4 protein-coding genes and 1 CRISPR repeat array (1 of these 5 only partly in view) are annotated in these 17,955 nt (G+C 36.6%); all 4 genes read right to left on the reverse strand.

The annotated features are described in order from the left end of the window. Window positions 1–13,502: direct repeats of the CRISPR family, unit length 30 nt; unit sequence GTTTCAATTCCTCATAGGTAAGATTATGAC; it begins 4,744 nt to the left of the window's first position. A 180-nt stretch (window positions 13,503–13,682) separates the two neighbouring features. The 4 genes from cas2 to cas3 are packed head-to-tail and all read right to left on the reverse strand — an operon-like array spanning window position 13,683 to window position 17,948. Further along, window positions 13,683–13,946 (reverse strand): CRISPR-associated endonuclease Cas2, encoded by a 264-nt coding sequence (gene cas2 / locus RCG24_RS13055; RefSeq protein WP_308077206.1) that lies wholly within the window; start codon window positions 13,944–13,946, stop codon window positions 13,683–13,685. A 14-nt stretch (window positions 13,947–13,960) separates the two neighbouring features. After that, window positions 13,961–14,971 carry a type I-B CRISPR-associated endonuclease Cas1b gene (gene cas1b, locus RCG24_RS13060; protein WP_308077207.1) on the reverse strand — a complete coding sequence of 337 codons (1,011 nt, stop codon included), beginning with the start codon at window positions 14,969–14,971 and terminating at the stop codon, window positions 13,961–13,963. Further along, the gene (gene cas4 / locus RCG24_RS13065; protein WP_308077208.1) at window positions 14,971–15,483 is read right to left on the reverse strand and encodes a CRISPR-associated protein Cas4; all 513 of its coding nucleotides are present in this window, start codon (window positions 15,481–15,483) and stop codon (window positions 14,971–14,973) included. The genes cas1b and cas4 overlap by 1 nt, the downstream gene beginning before the upstream one ends. Continuing rightward, window positions 15,471–17,948: a CRISPR-associated helicase Cas3' gene (cas3, locus tag RCG24_RS13070; protein WP_308077209.1), complete on the reverse strand. Its 2,478-nt coding sequence runs from the start codon at window positions 17,946–17,948 to the stop codon at window positions 15,471–15,473. Before cas3 ends, cas4 begins: the two co-directional genes overlap by 13 nt. Window positions 17,949–17,955: the final 7 nt, after the last annotated feature.

Here is a 17,955-nt window from a genome sequence, read left to right on the forward strand (position 1 = left end):
TTGTTAGCACTGTAGCATGTGCGGATAGCGGATTTCAATTCCTCATAGGTAAGATTATGACTGGGATTACTTAAAACAACGTATGACTATTCGTCAAAATTTCAATTCCTCATAGGTAAGATTATGACCTAATGCATTTTTTAATTCATCACGAATGATAGACGCATTTCAATTCCTCATAGGTAAGATTATGACTTATGGACGACGAATTAGAACGGGAAACGGATGCCTATTTCAATTCCTCATAGGTAAGATTATGACACTGCAAGTGATTGATCGACTAGGGGCAGTTAGTGTATTTCAATTCCTCATAGGTAAGATTATGACAAAAAGGCACGGGATAACCATCAATGAGGAGGCAATATTTCAATTCCTCATAGGTAAGATTATGACTTATAGGAAAATTAGAACGTTCTTGGATTGGTGGTAATTTCAATTCCTCATAGGTAAGATTATGACGCTAGACCGCATCATGGCAAACAATATTCACGAATAATTTCAATTCCTCATAGGTAAGATTATGACGATATTTCCAAATGTAAATTAGATATTTCGTTAGAAATTTCAATTCCTCATAGGTAAGATTATGACCGGCAATTACTGACGGCGGGCTGAGTAGTGTTTGCGTATTTCAATTCCTCATAGGTAAGATTATGACACAAATGGTGATAAAACTTATGTCATCGATGTGTTATTTCAATTCCTCATAGGTAAGATTATGACGAATGTATCCAAAGGATAATGGAGAAACTGTAATGCTGTTTCAATTCCTCATAGGTAAGATTATGACGATTCTTGCTCTTGAAAAAGAGTGGAGCGCCAATGATTGTTTCAATTCCTCATAGGTAAGATTATGACAGATAATCATTCCAGGTAATAGGGATAATTTCCCCGGTTTCAATTCCTCATAGGTAAGATTATGACATGAAACACCAGCAAAAAGAGTAACCCGAAAAAAATATTTCAATTCCTCATAGGTAAGATTATGACGAGTAAACGCGGTTCATCTGATCGTTTCCGTAATGATATTTCAATTCCTCATAGGTAAGATTATGACATCCTCAGAGAACGAAAAATGACGAAGTAGACACATGTTTCAATTCCTCATAGGTAAGATTATGACAAAGTCAGCGTGAAAAAAGGATCGAATAAAACGATGTTTCAATTCCTCATAGGTAAGATTATGACGTATTAATGTACGAAAAAGCTGGCGAAATAGTTACTGTGTTTCAATTCCTCATAGGTAAGATTATGACCTTTCAGACTTGGTGTATTTGGTGTCATTTTCTCCGGTTTCAATTCCTCATAGGTAAGATTATGACGGTTTAGGGGCAGACGAGGAAACACTAAATCGATGTTTCAATTCCTCATAGGTAAGATTATGACTGCACCTTCTGTAATCACAGCATAGTGAACATTGGTGTTTCAATTCCTCATAGGTAAGATTATGACCGTCTCCGAACGCCACTCTATCGAAGCCGTGACTAATAGTTTCAATTCCTCATAGGTAAGATTATGACATAGTCCCCTACACAAAGTAGAGGGCTTTTTTACGTGTTTCAATTCCTCATAGGTAAGATTATGACATCAACGGGGTCGCATCAACTCCTTCACCCTGTTGAAGTTTCAATTCCTCATAGGTAAGATTATGACATTGTGATGGGTGCTGATAAAATCAAAGCTTACTCGTTTCAATTCCTCATAGGTAAGATTATGACTTAGACTCTCTATAAAGGTCTCTGATACCTTCTTTGTTTCAATTCCTCATAGGTAAGATTATGACAATAGTATTCCCCCATTTAGAATCAGGAACACACCAAGTTTCAATTCCTCATAGGTAAGATTATGACTTTTTGTTTTTTACCTGGCGTTTGAAAATATTTAATGTTTCAATTCCTCATAGGTAAGATTATGACCGAGACTGGCTAACGTGCTGGAAGCGGTGGGATTACTGTTTCAATTCCTCATAGGTAAGATTATGACTAAATACGTATTGACATACGATATACGTTATCGTAGTTTCAATTCCTCATAGGTAAGATTATGACGAAGGAGTTAGTGAAAAGTGAAGTATAACTTACCTGTTTCAATTCCTCATAGGTAAGATTATGACTTAATGCTTGACCGTCAATTTTTAAATCAAAACGATGTTTCAATTCCTCATAGGTAAGATTATGACTCCTCCGGTGATGTAACGGACGTGCATTCGAATCATTGTTTCAATTCCTCATAGGTAAGATTATGACTGAAAAGCCGACTCGATGGCGTGTGAGTTGGGCAAGGTTTCAATTCCTCATAGGTAAGATTATGACGCAATTCGTACAATAGTGTTTATTTTTCGTTTTATAAAGTTTCAATTCCTCATAGGTAAGATTATGACTTACTCGTATTTTAAAGGATAATATTGATAGAATTGTGTTTCAATTCCTCATAGGTAAGATTATGACTTAAACGTTCAGTAGATTGTCTGTACTGCTCCTCGGTGTTTCAATTCCTCATAGGTAAGATTATGACCAATAGCCGGCTTTTTGTAATCAGTAGATTTCAAAGTTTCAATTCCTCATAGGTAAGATTATGACCCGAACTGGCTGGCGGTCACATCGTCGGTAACTAAAGTTTCAATTCCTCATAGGTAAGATTATGACAGAATTCCTAAACTGGTTGCTATAGAAGTTCCGGGAACGTTTCAATTCCTCATAGGTAAGATTATGACACTTTCGTTTGTATGAGGACATTGATTTATCTTCATGTTTCAATTCCTCATAGGTAAGATTATGACTACAGACGAAAAAAAGTCCACTATTGAAGTATTCTGGTTTCAATTCCTCATAGGTAAGATTATGACTCTGTTGGATAAGAATAATTTGTACTCATCAAAAGTGTTTCAATTCCTCATAGGTAAGATTATGACTTTCTTTAATGTGTTCATACTTATGTTTATCTCTAGTGTTTCAATTCCTCATAGGTAAGATTATGACTTGTTAAACTAATGATTCATAATTGTTTATCATGTGTTTCAATTCCTCATAGGTAAGATTATGACTAAGCAAATGTTTCAAAACCTGTTCCACCACCAGCGTGTTTCAATTCCTCATAGGTAAGATTATGACCTTAAAGGTCATCGTCATCATCTTCTTCATCATCGTGTTTCAATTCCTCATAGGTAAGATTATGACGCGGATTCCCCAACAACCATACGGTCAATATTTGCTTGTTTCAATTCCTCATAGGTAAGATTATGACGAGTGACTAGCTTCATTAACATTTCTACTTTGGGCATGTTTCAATTCCTCATAGGTAAGATTATGACACTTATGCTTCTTAATTTTCCACTTAGTGTAGTACCGTTTCAATTCCTCATAGGTAAGATTATGACAAAGATCGCGGTTGCAGACTGAACCGAAGGCACGTTGTTTCAATTCCTCATAGGTAAGATTATGACAATAGCTGTAAAATACAAAACATCTGTGGCAACCATGTTTCAATTCCTCATAGGTAAGATTATGACGGAATTACGGTATGCCACAACTGTGGAAGTGAACTTGTTTCAATTCCTCATAGGTAAGATTATGACGGCACAGGGTTGGAAATGGAAGTAACACAATTTATACGTTTCAATTCCTCATAGGTAAGATTATGACTTATATTAGAGCCTAAGTTTGCTAGTAAGATGTGACGTTTCAATTCCTCATAGGTAAGATTATGACGCAGGAAATTTCAATTTATCTGGATTCGATCATTGGAGTTTCAATTCCTCATAGGTAAGATTATGACTTTGGATTCGATTTAGCACACAAAAAGCCGGAAAACGTTTCAATTCCTCATAGGTAAGATTATGACTTATGAAATTGTGACGAAATGTACTGTCGGAAATGGTTTCAATTCCTCATAGGTAAGATTATGACTTTAGTTCATTGGATGGGAAAACCTTATGCGGACGCGTTTCAATTCCTCATAGGTAAGATTATGACGGTCTGGCAAGTCACACTGTCCGGTGTGACCGATCAGTTTCAATTCCTCATAGGTAAGATTATGACCAAATGCCTGGTATTGGTGCAAATGCTGTACAAGGATGTTTCAATTCCTCATAGGTAAGATTATGACAAAAAAATGTCTCCTTTCTCTATATTTATATTATAGTTTCAATTCCTCATAGGTAAGATTATGACCGTCTTGCCGGTGCCAGGCGACTCACTCCATAAGTAGTTTCAATTCCTCATAGGTAAGATTATGACGCAGAAGCTAAAGCGTGGTTAGACTCTGAAAAGGAGTTTCAATTCCTCATAGGTAAGATTATGACTCGTCTGCACTGGGCGGACTGTAAAAAGAGAAAGTAGGTTTCAATTCCTCATAGGTAAGATTATGACGAAGTATTGCGATCTAAATTGTATGAAATATCATCGGGGTTTCAATTCCTCATAGGTAAGATTATGACGAGGACTGGATCCAGCAAAAAAGAGACGAGATTTTGTTTCAATTCCTCATAGGTAAGATTATGACCAATTCAAGCGCATTTACGTGTTGATCGTAACCGCAGTTTCAATTCCTCATAGGTAAGATTATGACAAATGCGGCTCGACCGAGAACTTGGACGTTCACCAGTTTCAATTCCTCATAGGTAAGATTATGACTTATTTGGTGCTCTTTTATCGAGCATAGTAGAAAGAGTTTCAATTCCTCATAGGTAAGATTATGACGGTTATCAATTGGGAAAGAAGAATCAAATTATAGAGTTTCAATTCCTCATAGGTAAGATTATGACAAAATGGAGATAGCAATATGAAAAATATAAGAAAAAGTTTCAATTCCTCATAGGTAAGATTATGACGAGTTTCTACTTTTTCTTCCTCTATTGGAATATCAAGTTTCAATTCCTCATAGGTAAGATTATGACTTCGTTATACGCTTTTGCTAATGCGAATCTACCTGGTTTCAATTCCTCATAGGTAAGATTATGACGTTGTTGGGCAGCCCAAACAGCGGGCAGTGGTCGAAGTTTCAATTCCTCATAGGTAAGATTATGACGATGATCTCCAGTATACGGAAGCTGGCACTTATTCAGGTTTCAATTCCTCATAGGTAAGATTATGACGGTTTTGATGTTCAGCTACGGTTATCAGAAGAATTGATGTTTCAATTCCTCATAGGTAAGATTATGACTGTATCTGGGAAGAATGAAACTATTGTATTTAGAAAGTTTCAATTCCTCATAGGTAAGATTATGACCAATACGGCTTTAATCTCTCAGGAATACAAACTTAAGTTTCAATTCCTCATAGGTAAGATTATGACCATTTTTCTTTTGCATCAAGTTATTTGCTATGGCCGGTTTCAATTCCTCATAGGTAAGATTATGACAAATCACCCATAGACAAAACATCGATAATGTAAAAAAGTTTCAATTCCTCATAGGTAAGATTATGACTCGCTCCCTTTCAAAATCAAATCGTTTTGGAACTCGAGTTTCAATTCCTCATAGGTAAGATTATGACCTTTAGCATCCACTTTTTCTATCTTTTCGATGGAAGTTTCAATTCCTCATAGGTAAGATTATGACACTCCGCCATATCACCATCGCTTATCATATCGCAGGTTTCAATTCCTCATAGGTAAGATTATGACGTTAATTCGTGTATCACTTGCACTTGATAAATCTAGTTTCAATTCCTCATAGGTAAGATTATGACAAATTGCAAACAAAAGCTGCAGAATTGATGCCTGAGTTTCAATTCCTCATAGGTAAGATTATGACGATTTGAACTCGTAGCTGAAGGCAAATATGAAGCCGGTTTCAATTCCTCATAGGTAAGATTATGACACAAAATCCTGATTAAGAATGCGCCATTTGCAACTCAGTTTCAATTCCTCATAGGTAAGATTATGACTGTTAGTTCAGCGCTTATTTCAAGAATCGAAAATGGGTTTCAATTCCTCATAGGTAAGATTATGACTTGACCGGGTCGCTGTACCCATCAATGCTTGCTAACTCAGTTTCAATTCCTCATAGGTAAGATTATGACGATAGCTGACGACGTTTCCGTCTACGTATAGTTCTTGTTTCAATTCCTCATAGGTAAGATTATGACAATGAAGGCGTCACAAATCGTCAAGACTATTTGCGCGTTTCAATTCCTCATAGGTAAGATTATGACAACGTGTCCTATCATTTGTGGTTCAGCGATATGCTCGGTTTCAATTCCTCATAGGTAAGATTATGACGTCTATTGGCGTGCGTTTGAGTTGGCGCCGTCCAAGGTTTCAATTCCTCATAGGTAAGATTATGACGTAAATACGTATTGACATACGATATACGTTATCGTAGTTTCAATTCCTCATAGGTAAGATTATGACCATCAGGAAGCACCTCCAAACCACTTTCTAATAGCGGTTTCAATTCCTCATAGGTAAGATTATGACGAAGTAAACTTTGAAATTGCGCAGCTCATGCTGAAGTTTCAATTCCTCATAGGTAAGATTATGACTTTCCGCAAAAGCATAGAATCCTTTGGTATTTCCGTGTTTCAATTCCTCATAGGTAAGATTATGACTTCCGACCCTAAAATGCTATCGAAATATTCAGCAGGTTTCAATTCCTCATAGGTAAGATTATGACGATAATTCTCCCATATAATTTCCCTCCATGAGTATAGTTTCAATTCCTCATAGGTAAGATTATGACTGCCATCCCCGGATATAAGTCCGACATAGAAAAAGAGTTTCAATTCCTCATAGGTAAGATTATGACTTCAAAGGATTTCCTTTTTGATCTTCAAAATAGAGAAGTTTCAATTCCTCATAGGTAAGATTATGACGAGGGGAAGGCGCAACCTCCATGAGTTCATCAATCCAGTTTCAATTCCTCATAGGTAAGATTATGACGTGATAGTTTCGTTCAAGCGCTTTTTCTCTTTCCGTGTTTCAATTCCTCATAGGTAAGATTATGACACTTTTTAGTTCTTGTATTGCTGTCCATGATTCTATGTTTCAATTCCTCATAGGTAAGATTATGACCCCTCCTTTCCGTGTGATATTTGCGTCTTTCACTAGTTTCAATTCCTCATAGGTAAGATTATGACGAACTTGGTATATACGGTTGACGAAAATCCCGACCCTTGTTTCAATTCCTCATAGGTAAGATTATGACTTTTTTTCGCCATTTTCTTTTCCTCCTCATATTTATGTTTCAATTCCTCATAGGTAAGATTATGACCCGGAATCCCTACCGTTTGTTACCGCGATATTTTTTTGTTTCAATTCCTCATAGGTAAGATTATGACGCGTTTGACTTCGTTTATTTCGCGACTGCCTATGCAGTTTCAATTCCTCATAGGTAAGATTATGACTTTTTGAACTACTTCACTTCATTAATATCTCTCCAGGTTTCAATTCCTCATAGGTAAGATTATGACGAGGAGCAGGAGGAGGAAACACCGCCAAAGAATCCGCGTTTCAATTCCTCATAGGTAAGATTATGACAAAGAAAAATGTCCTGACCGGAAACAACAAACGGACGTTTCAATTCCTCATAGGTAAGATTATGACCGAGTTAGTGCGTGCGGAGTAGCGCCAACTACTCCGGTTTCAATTCCTCATAGGTAAGATTATGACAAATTTGTTTTGCTAGATTTTAGGGTAGCTTTGGCATGTTTCAATTCCTCATAGGTAAGATTATGACGTTTACAAACAAACTTAACACAAATAACATTGCCGATGTTTCAATTCCTCATAGGTAAGATTATGACCAACCAATAGCGAGAAAATTCATGTTGCGGTACCACGGTTTCAATTCCTCATAGGTAAGATTATGACTGGGAAAATTGATTCAACAGTCATTCAAACAATCAAGTTTCAATTCCTCATAGGTAAGATTATGACGAGGAACCGAAAAAGCAACGCCAGGTTATGCCAAACGAGTTTCAATTCCTCATAGGTAAGATTATGACTATTAGCACGTTTGATAATATCCGCCTGCTTGTCCGGTTTCAATTCCTCATAGGTAAGATTATGACGTTGACGACCATCGCCAAAAACTGAAATCATGCTTGTTTCAATTCCTCATAGGTAAGATTATGACGATTACTTAGCTTTGTAATGTTATGAGCTTCAAGGGTGTTTCAATTCCTCATAGGTAAGATTATGACTTGGAAAGAGTGGAAATGATATTGCAGTCAATTGAGTTTCAATTCCTCATAGGTAAGATTATGACAGAAAACGACTCTGGAGCCATTCTGATTCTGTCTGCAGTTTCAATTCCTCATAGGTAAGATTATGACGACAAACCGCCCATAAAATTTCCGCTTGATTCCAAAAGTTTCAATTCCTCATAGGTAAGATTATGACTTTTCCTGAATCAAAAATTCAACAATGTCAGTCTTTGGTTTCAATTCCTCATAGGTAAGATTATGACCGATGGTTTAACGGCCATTTCGTAAAGTATTCAACGCTGTTTCAATTCCTCATAGGTAAGATTATGACATATTCTTCGCAAATAAGTACGTAAGTACAAACGAGTTTCAATTCCTCATAGGTAAGATTATGACCTCCTTTCCGTTCACCATCAGTCATACCGGCACTATGTTTCAATTCCTCATAGGTAAGATTATGACTGCCAGCATCGGCAGCATTGCACAAAAACAAATCAGTTTCAATTCCTCATAGGTAAGATTATGACGCAACAGCCGTTGCTCCTAGGCCTGCTGTATAACCGGTTTCAATTCCTCATAGGTAAGATTATGACTAAATCGACGCATATTGTAGGCTGTCCGTTAACTGAAGTTTCAATTCCTCATAGGTAAGATTATGACCCACCCACAATCTTGATCCGCAATTGATACACCGGGTTTCAATTCCTCATAGGTAAGATTATGACGTGTGACTCCGAACTCGCCAGCGCGATAATCTAAAGTTTCAATTCCTCATAGGTAAGATTATGACAAAAAAGTTGAAAGCAAAGCAAAGCGAAATTGCTTGTTTCAATTCCTCATAGGTAAGATTATGACTCGTGCCGAGCTGGACGCGCAGTTTCGTTTTCAGCGGTTTCAATTCCTCATAGGTAAGATTATGACTTTACTATTGGGGGAGTAATTCCCCCTCTTGTTGGGTGTTTCAATTCCTCATAGGTAAGATTATGACACGATTCCGACTTGCGGGATATATATGATTTCTGCATGTTTCAATTCCTCATAGGTAAGATTATGACATAACCTTTTCGTGCTGCTCGACGTTCCATATTCCGTGTTTCAATTCCTCATAGGTAAGATTATGACCGGAGCAGTTACGCCCCGACTAGAACCTTTCCTATGCGTTTCAATTCCTCATAGGTAAGATTATGACCGAAATGCTCCTCGTTTAACTCCTCCGGCTCCGGTACAGTTTCAATTCCTCATAGGTAAGATTATGACTCACATCGTAATGGTATCCGTTTGCCAGCTGAGGAAGTTTCAATTCCTCATAGGTAAGATTATGACGATCGTCTGTTTTCCTTCTGGTGATTCTTCAAAGTAGTTTCAATTCCTCATAGGTAAGATTATGACTTTTTAGCCTGGGCGGCTAAACCGGATAAGCCGCCCGTTTCAATTCCTCATAGGTAAGATTATGACAAATGCTCCTCGTTTAACTCCTCCGGCTCCGGTACAGTTTCAATTCCTCATAGGTAAGATTATGACGACCACGGTTTTCATTAGTACGATAAAAAGCATGGGTTTCAATTCCTCATAGGTAAGATTATGACGATACATCCAATATTTCCACCTACTTCCAACCGAGGTTTCAATTCCTCATAGGTAAGATTATGACCCCATCCCGTTCCCGTCTCATGCCAAATTTTCCGTAGTTTCAATTCCTCATAGGTAAGATTATGACGTAAATCAAAAGAGATAGCATCATGCCCCAATTCAGGTTTCAATTCCTCATAGGTAAGATTATGACTCACATCGTAATGGTATCCGTTTGCCAGCTGAGGAAGTTTCAATTCCTCATAGGTAAGATTATGACTTTAAACTATCGTGTAGTATAATATTAGTAGCAGCAGTTTCAATTCCTCATAGGTAAGATTATGACGCGTTATACTTAAATTACAGCAAGAGGGACAGAGAAGTTTCAATTCCTCATAGGTAAGATTATGACGGCCACCATAATACGACTGACGCACAACGTCCTCAAGTTTCAATTCCTCATAGGTAAGATTATGACTTTCGACGAATATAAAAATAGAATTCCATTGCATAGTTTCAATTCCTCATAGGTAAGATTATGACCCTATATACTATTATAAAACATACGTTCTCATCCCTGTTTCAATTCCTCATAGGTAAGATTATGACGATACAGTTCAAAAAGTGGCAAATCCTGTTAGAAAAAGTTTCAATTCCTCATAGGTAAGATTATGACCAAAATATTGCGACAGGTGTATAGGAGGAAAAAGAGTTTCAATTCCTCATAGGTAAGATTATGACCTCTGCCGCTTATTTGCCACTATTTACCACCTCCTTAGTTTCAATTCCTCATAGGTAAGATTATGACAACATCACCTTTATTGAATCATTTTTATCCACCGCAGTTTCAATTCCTCATAGGTAAGATTATGACAAATATTACATCATAGCCAAATTTCCGAGATTGAGTGTTTCAATTCCTCATAGGTAAGATTATGACAACCTAAATCAAATATAATAACTAATATAGATCTCAGTTTCAATTCCTCATAGGTAAGATTATGACACGGCGTGGCTGTTGGTGTGATTATTTGGTTCATGTGTTTCAATTCCTCATAGGTAAGATTATGACTCAAATAATTTTCAGCCGCCATGATTAACCCAAAGAGTTTCAATTCCTCATAGGTAAGATTATGACGTAGGTGCAATGCGAACCGTGTCACCTGCCATTGCAAGTTTCAATTCCTCATAGGTAAGATTATGACAGCCCTCTACTTTGTGTAGGGGGCTTGATTTTAACTTGTTTCAATTCCTCATAGGTAAGATTATGACAAATTCTTCAAATCTTTTCTTCCATGTTACTGGCTGGTTTCAATTCCTCATAGGTAAGATTATGACGGAGCTTGATTTTAGCTTTGCAATCCAAGTCAAAGGGTGTTTCAATTCCTCATAGGTAAGATTATGACACTACGGCGCCGTTACATAACTGCAAAAGTTTATTTGTGTTTCAATTCCTCATAGGTAAGATTATGACAAATGCCTCCAATCGTTCTTTTTGGTATTCAATACTAGTTTCAATTCCTCATAGGTAAGATTATGACCTTGGTCGCTTGATCAAGAACTTTCTAAGTCTCATGTTTCAATTCCTCATAGGTAAGATTATGACGCTTTATCAACAAGATTTTTCCAGTCAACCGTCGAAGTTTCAATTCCTCATAGGTAAGATTATGACGTCTTGAAATATATGGCTTCAAAGGCTCAGGAACCTCGTTTCAATTCCTCATAGGTAAGATTATGACCCACCTCTCCTGCTTCGCCAGCAATCCCTAAACCAGTTTCAATTCCTCATAGGTAAGATTATGACGTCGTACTATTTTCGTAGTAATAGTGATACTTCGCAGTTTCAATTCCTCATAGGTAAGATTATGACTGATAACCGGTTATACAGCCGCTCAATCTCAGCCAAGTTTCAATTCCTCATAGGTAAGATTATGACGGAACGTGGTTAATTCTCCCGTAATCATTCTCCAGTGTTTCAATTCCTCATAGGTAAGATTATGACTTCCTCGAGTCTTTCAATATGTTCTGCTCGTAGTGGTTTCAATTCCTCATAGGTAAGATTATGACTTTTGAACCTAGTCTATGAACGTCTCCGAATTCATTGTTTCAATTCCTCATAGGTAAGATTATGACTAGCCGCCGGAGCAACGATTAAAGTCGAGGTTTGCAAGTTTCAATTCCTCATAGGTAAGATTATGACGTAATCGACACTGCCGACGCGGAAAGCTAGTTCGTGTTTCAATTCCTCATAGGTAAGATTATGACAACACTCGCCGATACTGCCGGCTCACCATTTCCACCGTTTCAATTCCTCATAGGTAAGATTATGACAGCTTTGTGGGGTGCAATTAACCTATACTTTGTTGGGTTTCAATTCCTCATAGGTAAGATTATGACGGAAAAAGTAGACTCAATCGTCATTCGAACAATCAAGTTTCAATTCCTCATAGGTAAGATTATGACTTGCAGGCGGAAATCGCAAAAGCGACGGAGATATGTGTTTCAATTCCTCATAGGTAAGATTATGACGTCGCACCGCTCGCAAGCGTTAAGTCAGCCGTTACATGTTTCAATTCCTCATAGGTAAGATTATGACTACTCGTCGAGCAAGCGCGAAAGTGTAACGCAGTTAAGTTTCAATTCCTCATAGGTAAGATTATGACCGAATATAACGGCGAATACGGAGCTAGATATACGTGGTTTCAATTCCTCATAGGTAAGATTATGACGATATGTACCTGTTGAGGAGAAGAAGACCAAAAGTGAGTTTCAATTCCTCATAGGTAAGATTATGACGAATTGCGGCGGTCGGTGCCGGACTTGGCTATCGCTGTTTCAATTCCTCATAGGTAAGATTATGACTTTACCGTACATTAGATTATTATTACCATATCTATGTTTCAATTCCTCATAGGTAAGATTATGACTGAAACTAAAACATATCTCTTATTCTCTTTAGTGGAGTTTCAATTCCTCATAGGTAAGATTATGACGCTGACGCTTTTTGCGCTTTGCTTAGCGTGTGATAGTCGTTTCAATTCCTCATAGGTAAGATTATGACGACGACGGTTACATCGTCAATGAATTCGGCGAAATGGGTTTCAATTCCTCATAGGTAAGATTATGACCTGTTTGCGTCAAGTCGGCGACAAATACCAAGCGGTTTCAATTCCTCATAGGTAAGATTATGACAATAGTCCCCTACAAACGTAGAGGGCTTTTTTACGTGTTTCAATTCCTCATAGGTAAGATTATGACACGAGCTCGTTCGATGTCACAGGCTTCTTCATTGGAGTTTCAATTCCTCATAGGTAAGATTATGACGACGGGCATTAATAAGACGTTTGTTATAACAGAAGCAAGTTTCAATTCCTCATAGGTAAGATTATGACTAAATCCTCCTCCGAGTATGGTAGCTCGTTAGCCTTTGTTTCAATTCCTCATAGGTAAGATTATGACATTTACACATTAGATGTAACTGGAACTCCGTCCGTCGTTTCAATTCCTCATAGGTAAGATTATGACTTGGCGTATTTTTCCCCTTGACTTGGTTTTTCTGCGTTTCAATTCCTCATAGGTAAGATTATGACGGGGCTCGAATCTTTTCAAACTATATTACATGCTTTTGTTTCAATTCCTCATAGGTAAGATTATGACGGATATTAGACGATATTTTGATTTCGGTGTACACATGTTTCAATTCCTCATAGGTAAGATTATGACTTGGCGTTCTCTTTACATTCACTCTTTCTTTTTTTTGTTTCAATTCCTCATAGGTAAGATTATGACCCCAAAAAACATTGTTAAATCAATAATAAATATTTTACACCATAATTAAGAAAGTGGGAAATATTTTAATAAAAACCACATGATTCCCTTTAAATCTCCGAATTTTTCTTGCTTTTCTTTAAAGGAAATTTTGTCGTCGATCCCCCAGAGTTAATGTCCTGAGTTGGGTCGACGACAATTTTAAATAATAAAATCTATATTTCCTTTTTCAATCCCAAGTATTTCACGTTTGGAATATTTCTGCGTTCGAAACGTATAAAGAATGACAGAATCCTCGTCGTCAACCATTAAAAATTCTAACTCCTTTTTTAATTTTACAAAGTTAGCATTTGAAATTTCTCCTTCGAAGACTGAATTTTGGACCCAATTTAAATATTTACGACATATTTTAAGTGCTTTACCCACTCTTTTTTCTCCAAAATCGTAGACAAGGATTAAAAACATTTGATTCCACCCCCTTACCAGCGCGAAACAAATGGTTCATATTCCTTTTCCCCTAAAACATGTTTTTGAATTTTATATAGCTCTAGTCGGTAGAGACGTCGATAAGACACATTTTTTCCTAGATGGCGATGATTGACTGTAGTTCTCATTTTCTGTTCCATCTGCTCCAAGAAGATTTTTCTCCCATTCTCATTTAAAAGAATTCCTCCGCCATGCTCCTGTTCAAAATGTTTTTTCGTAATCATCTTCTTATTGATTAATTGAAAAATTAATCGGTCAACCATAATCGGTTTAAATATTTCTGCCACATCAAGATTTAAAGAAAATCTTCTAAAATTCGTTGAATGCAAATATCCGATTCTAGGGTCAAGATGCGTTTTATATATTTCACTGAGAACCATTGTATAACAGAGGGAATTACCAAAGCTGATTAATGCATTTAGAGCATTCAACGGCGGACGCCTCGAACGCTTGTCAAAAGTAAAATCTTTGTTCTGTATAATTTCGTCAAAGCAGGAGTAATATTTCTCCCTCACATGACCCTCAACGGCCATTAGTTCCTCAATGTTTGTTGCATTACGATAATCATCATGGTTGGATGAAATTTCCTCTAATACAGTTTTTATTTGGTTATTGTTTTCTATCCGGCGGTTAACATAATATTTTAGGACTTGTTTCATTTGAGAAATCGATCCACCTACAAATCTTTTAGCTAAATCCAATCTACGATCTTTATCCAGATATAGCTCACTTTGCTTCAATATAACGTGTCCTGCATTCAAGTGCTCTCTTGGATAGTAAGTACCGGAATAATAGCCATAGTAGTTGAAAAAATGAACACAAATCTTCTTTTGAGACAAGAAATCCAAAAGTTTTGTATTGAATGTTACCTCTGAAAATATGAAAATATCGTTTATATCTTCCACAGGGACAAATATCCGCTTCTCCTCTTCCGTCTCAAAAAATAACGTGTTATCCTTTCGTTTAAATTCACCGCTTTTAGTAATATATAGCGTCTTTCTCACTAGTCTTCACCTGCCCAGCAATATTCTCGATAGGCACATTTATTACAGTACTTTATTTTTTTCGGAGGTGGTGGAATTGATAGTTTAGCATATTTCGTTATATCCTCTATAGCTTCTTCCAGTTCATAGACATTGCTGCCGGTCAATTCCACAGTTTCTTTTGTTTTTTCTTCAGAAAATAGTAATTCTCCAGTTGCCGTGATCCCCATTTTATTCAGTTGGTATAAATAAAAGAGCAACTGAAAATAACTTGACTTTTTAAATCTGGATGATTTCTTTATTTCTTGAACAATTAACCGGTCACCAACCTTCTTGATTCTATCAATTTTACCGCTGCCTATATCTACTTCTTTCTTTCCCCTATCACTGTAATAATCTGTTATAAAACGGCCAATTTCAACATTTTCATCCTCCTGGTCAGGGATTATTTTGTGCATCATCAGCCAAAGCTCACGTTTGCAAATATAGTAATACCAAATATCGGTTCCCGTTATTTCCATTACAACATCCACACCTCACCATCTTCCCAATTTCGGATTAGTCCAAAATCATCGTTGTAATATTGGTTAATAATGTCCTTATGAATCCGAATCATTTTTGTTTTTTCAAAATCATCATCTACTAGATTTTTCACCAACTTAATTGGGGCAGAAATCACATAATTTCTTAATTCACTTTTTAATTGGAGATTGGCTTCGAATCTCTTTTTGAAGTCTGCTTCGTATACTACTTTTTCTAGATATCGTTCCCATACATTGGAGGCATCTTCATCTATCTCCACAAAAGTGTCAACCATAGTATGATTTTCCGGAATTAAAGAAAAATCGGAAACTAGTGATTGTTCCGTCTTACCTTTATTAGAGAACCGTAAACTTCTCATTGCATCAATTATGTTGTCGGATTCATCAGAACGCTTTTGTGTTTTAAGCTTCATGTAATAGTCGGCGATTAAATCAATAAATTGGTGTTCACTTACAACAGTTTTAGGTAAACTGCTTTTGGCTATGTTGGTATGGATTCCTTTATATACATATTTTGATTCAAGGGTTCCATTTCTTGCGATTGGTGTTACCCTTATTTCCCCAAGTTTTCCGATTCTATTTAATTTCCCTTGCCGATTACAACGGCCAGCTGCTTGAATTATCGAGTCTATCGGACCCAAATCCCGATAAACAATATCGAAATCCAAATCAACCCCTGCCTCCACTACCTGGGTTGAAACCACTACTAACTTCTCGTCGCTTTTAACCCTTCTAATCGTTTCAATTCGATTTTTTCTTTCCATTGGAATTACATTGGTTGATAAGTAATACACCTTATAGTTCTTAGTTTTCAGCCAGGATCTTAAATCTTTAAAAATTTTGACTGACGTATTGATTGTATTGAATATGGCCAGATAACTTTTTCCATCTTCAAATTTTTCTTTAAATAGTTGGAGCCATTCTTCAGCTTCAAAATGAAAACCAGGCTCATTATTATACAATCGGAGTGAAACCCTTTCCATTTTCTTAAAAAAGTCAATATTCTGGACTTCTTCATTTTCCAGCAATTCTATTGTCATTTCTTTTTCAAAAATATGTGGCTGAGTGGCAGTTAATAAAATAAATTTACAATTATAAAGCTCGGACATTTTTAGAAGTGATTCTCTTAATAATGGCCAATACTCTACAGGGACATTTTGTATTTCATCCAATATCACAATACTTCCGGCTATTTGGTGAAATTTTTTTAATGCCCTGTTCTCATATCCAATAATGGTATAGAAAAATTGAATAAAGGTGGTCACTACTATTTCGGACTCCCAATTTTCTATCAACAATAGCGATTGATTAATCGGCAATTCTTTATTTTCTTGTCTATACTGAACAGTTGTTAAATGGTGATGTTTTACAAGATAACGATGTTGGTTTTCCTCAAAATCCGGTAATTGCTTTAATAACTTTTGAATGACGTGTTCATTTTGGTCAATGATACTTGTAAAAGGTAGGGCATAAATAATTCGTGGAGTATATCCCTTTTCTTCCTTTATCCAATTCCTCCATTTGCAGGCTACAGACAAAGACAATAATGTTTTCCCTGAACCGGTCGGAGATGTCAGGGTGTATAGACTATGCTTATCGAAATTTGGACGTTGTTCATGAATCTTTCTCATGACTGTATCGTAAATATTATTTCGCCAACCATTTACGCCTTCCTTGACCGTGGTGTCAAACTCTTTCCGGCGAAAGTCATCAACTAAGGAATCAGGTATATCCAATCGAGTCAAGGGATTGATGTTTGCAGCTGAATATTTGTCAGCATTTAATAATATTGAATAAATCAAAAGCAAGTAATAATAAACATCTTTAGATACCCCTCCTCCCTTTTTTAACTCCCTCTTACACTGATAATATTGTTTGTCAATATTCCCCATCACTTCAATCCAGGAGTCAAAAAACTCATTTATAATTTCTTTTCTATCTAGATTGACCAATGCCAAAACCGGTTGGTAGTCTTGATTAATAGACTCATAGTTCATACGAATATCTTTAATCTGCTCTTCCACTACTTTAACTCTGGGCATTAAATCATAAGGATCACCACTCATGATTTTTCGTTTCGACACTACATCCTCCGAAACCAGTCTTAAATTTCCGTGATGGTGCAAAATGGCCACATAAATGATTAATTCTACAAATGGAAGGGTGATTCTTCCATCTTCCTTTACTTTCGACAACAAAAAGGCTCCAAATAACGCGGAAATAAAAGAATGCTGTTTCAAATCACTTTGCAACCCAGTATCTTCCAAGTATTCCTGAAAGAACGAAGTATATTTTCCAAAGTCATGGGAAATCGCAGAAATCTCACAAATTATTTGAACATCTAACTTATATTTGCTTTTGATCGGTATACCATTCGAAAATTTTTTTGAAAATCCATAAACCTCTTCCAAATGAGTACTTAACAATTTTTTCGGGTTATTATGTGATAGGAACATATTGGAC

Origin of the sequence: Neobacillus sp. OS1-32 (assembly GCF_030915425.1) — a bacterium.
Lineage (GTDB): Bacteria > Bacillota > Bacilli > Bacillales > Cytobacillaceae > Neobacillus > Neobacillus paridis.

Excerpts from the sequence above, each read along its gene's own strand:
- cas2 (WP_308077206.1), bottom strand. The coding sequence starts at position 13,946 with ATGTTTTTAATCCTTGTCTACGATTTTGGAGAAAAAAGAGTGGGTAAA.
- cas3 (WP_308077209.1), bottom strand. The coding sequence starts at position 17,948 with ATGTTCCTATCACATAATAACCCGAAAAAATTGTTAAGTACTCATTTG.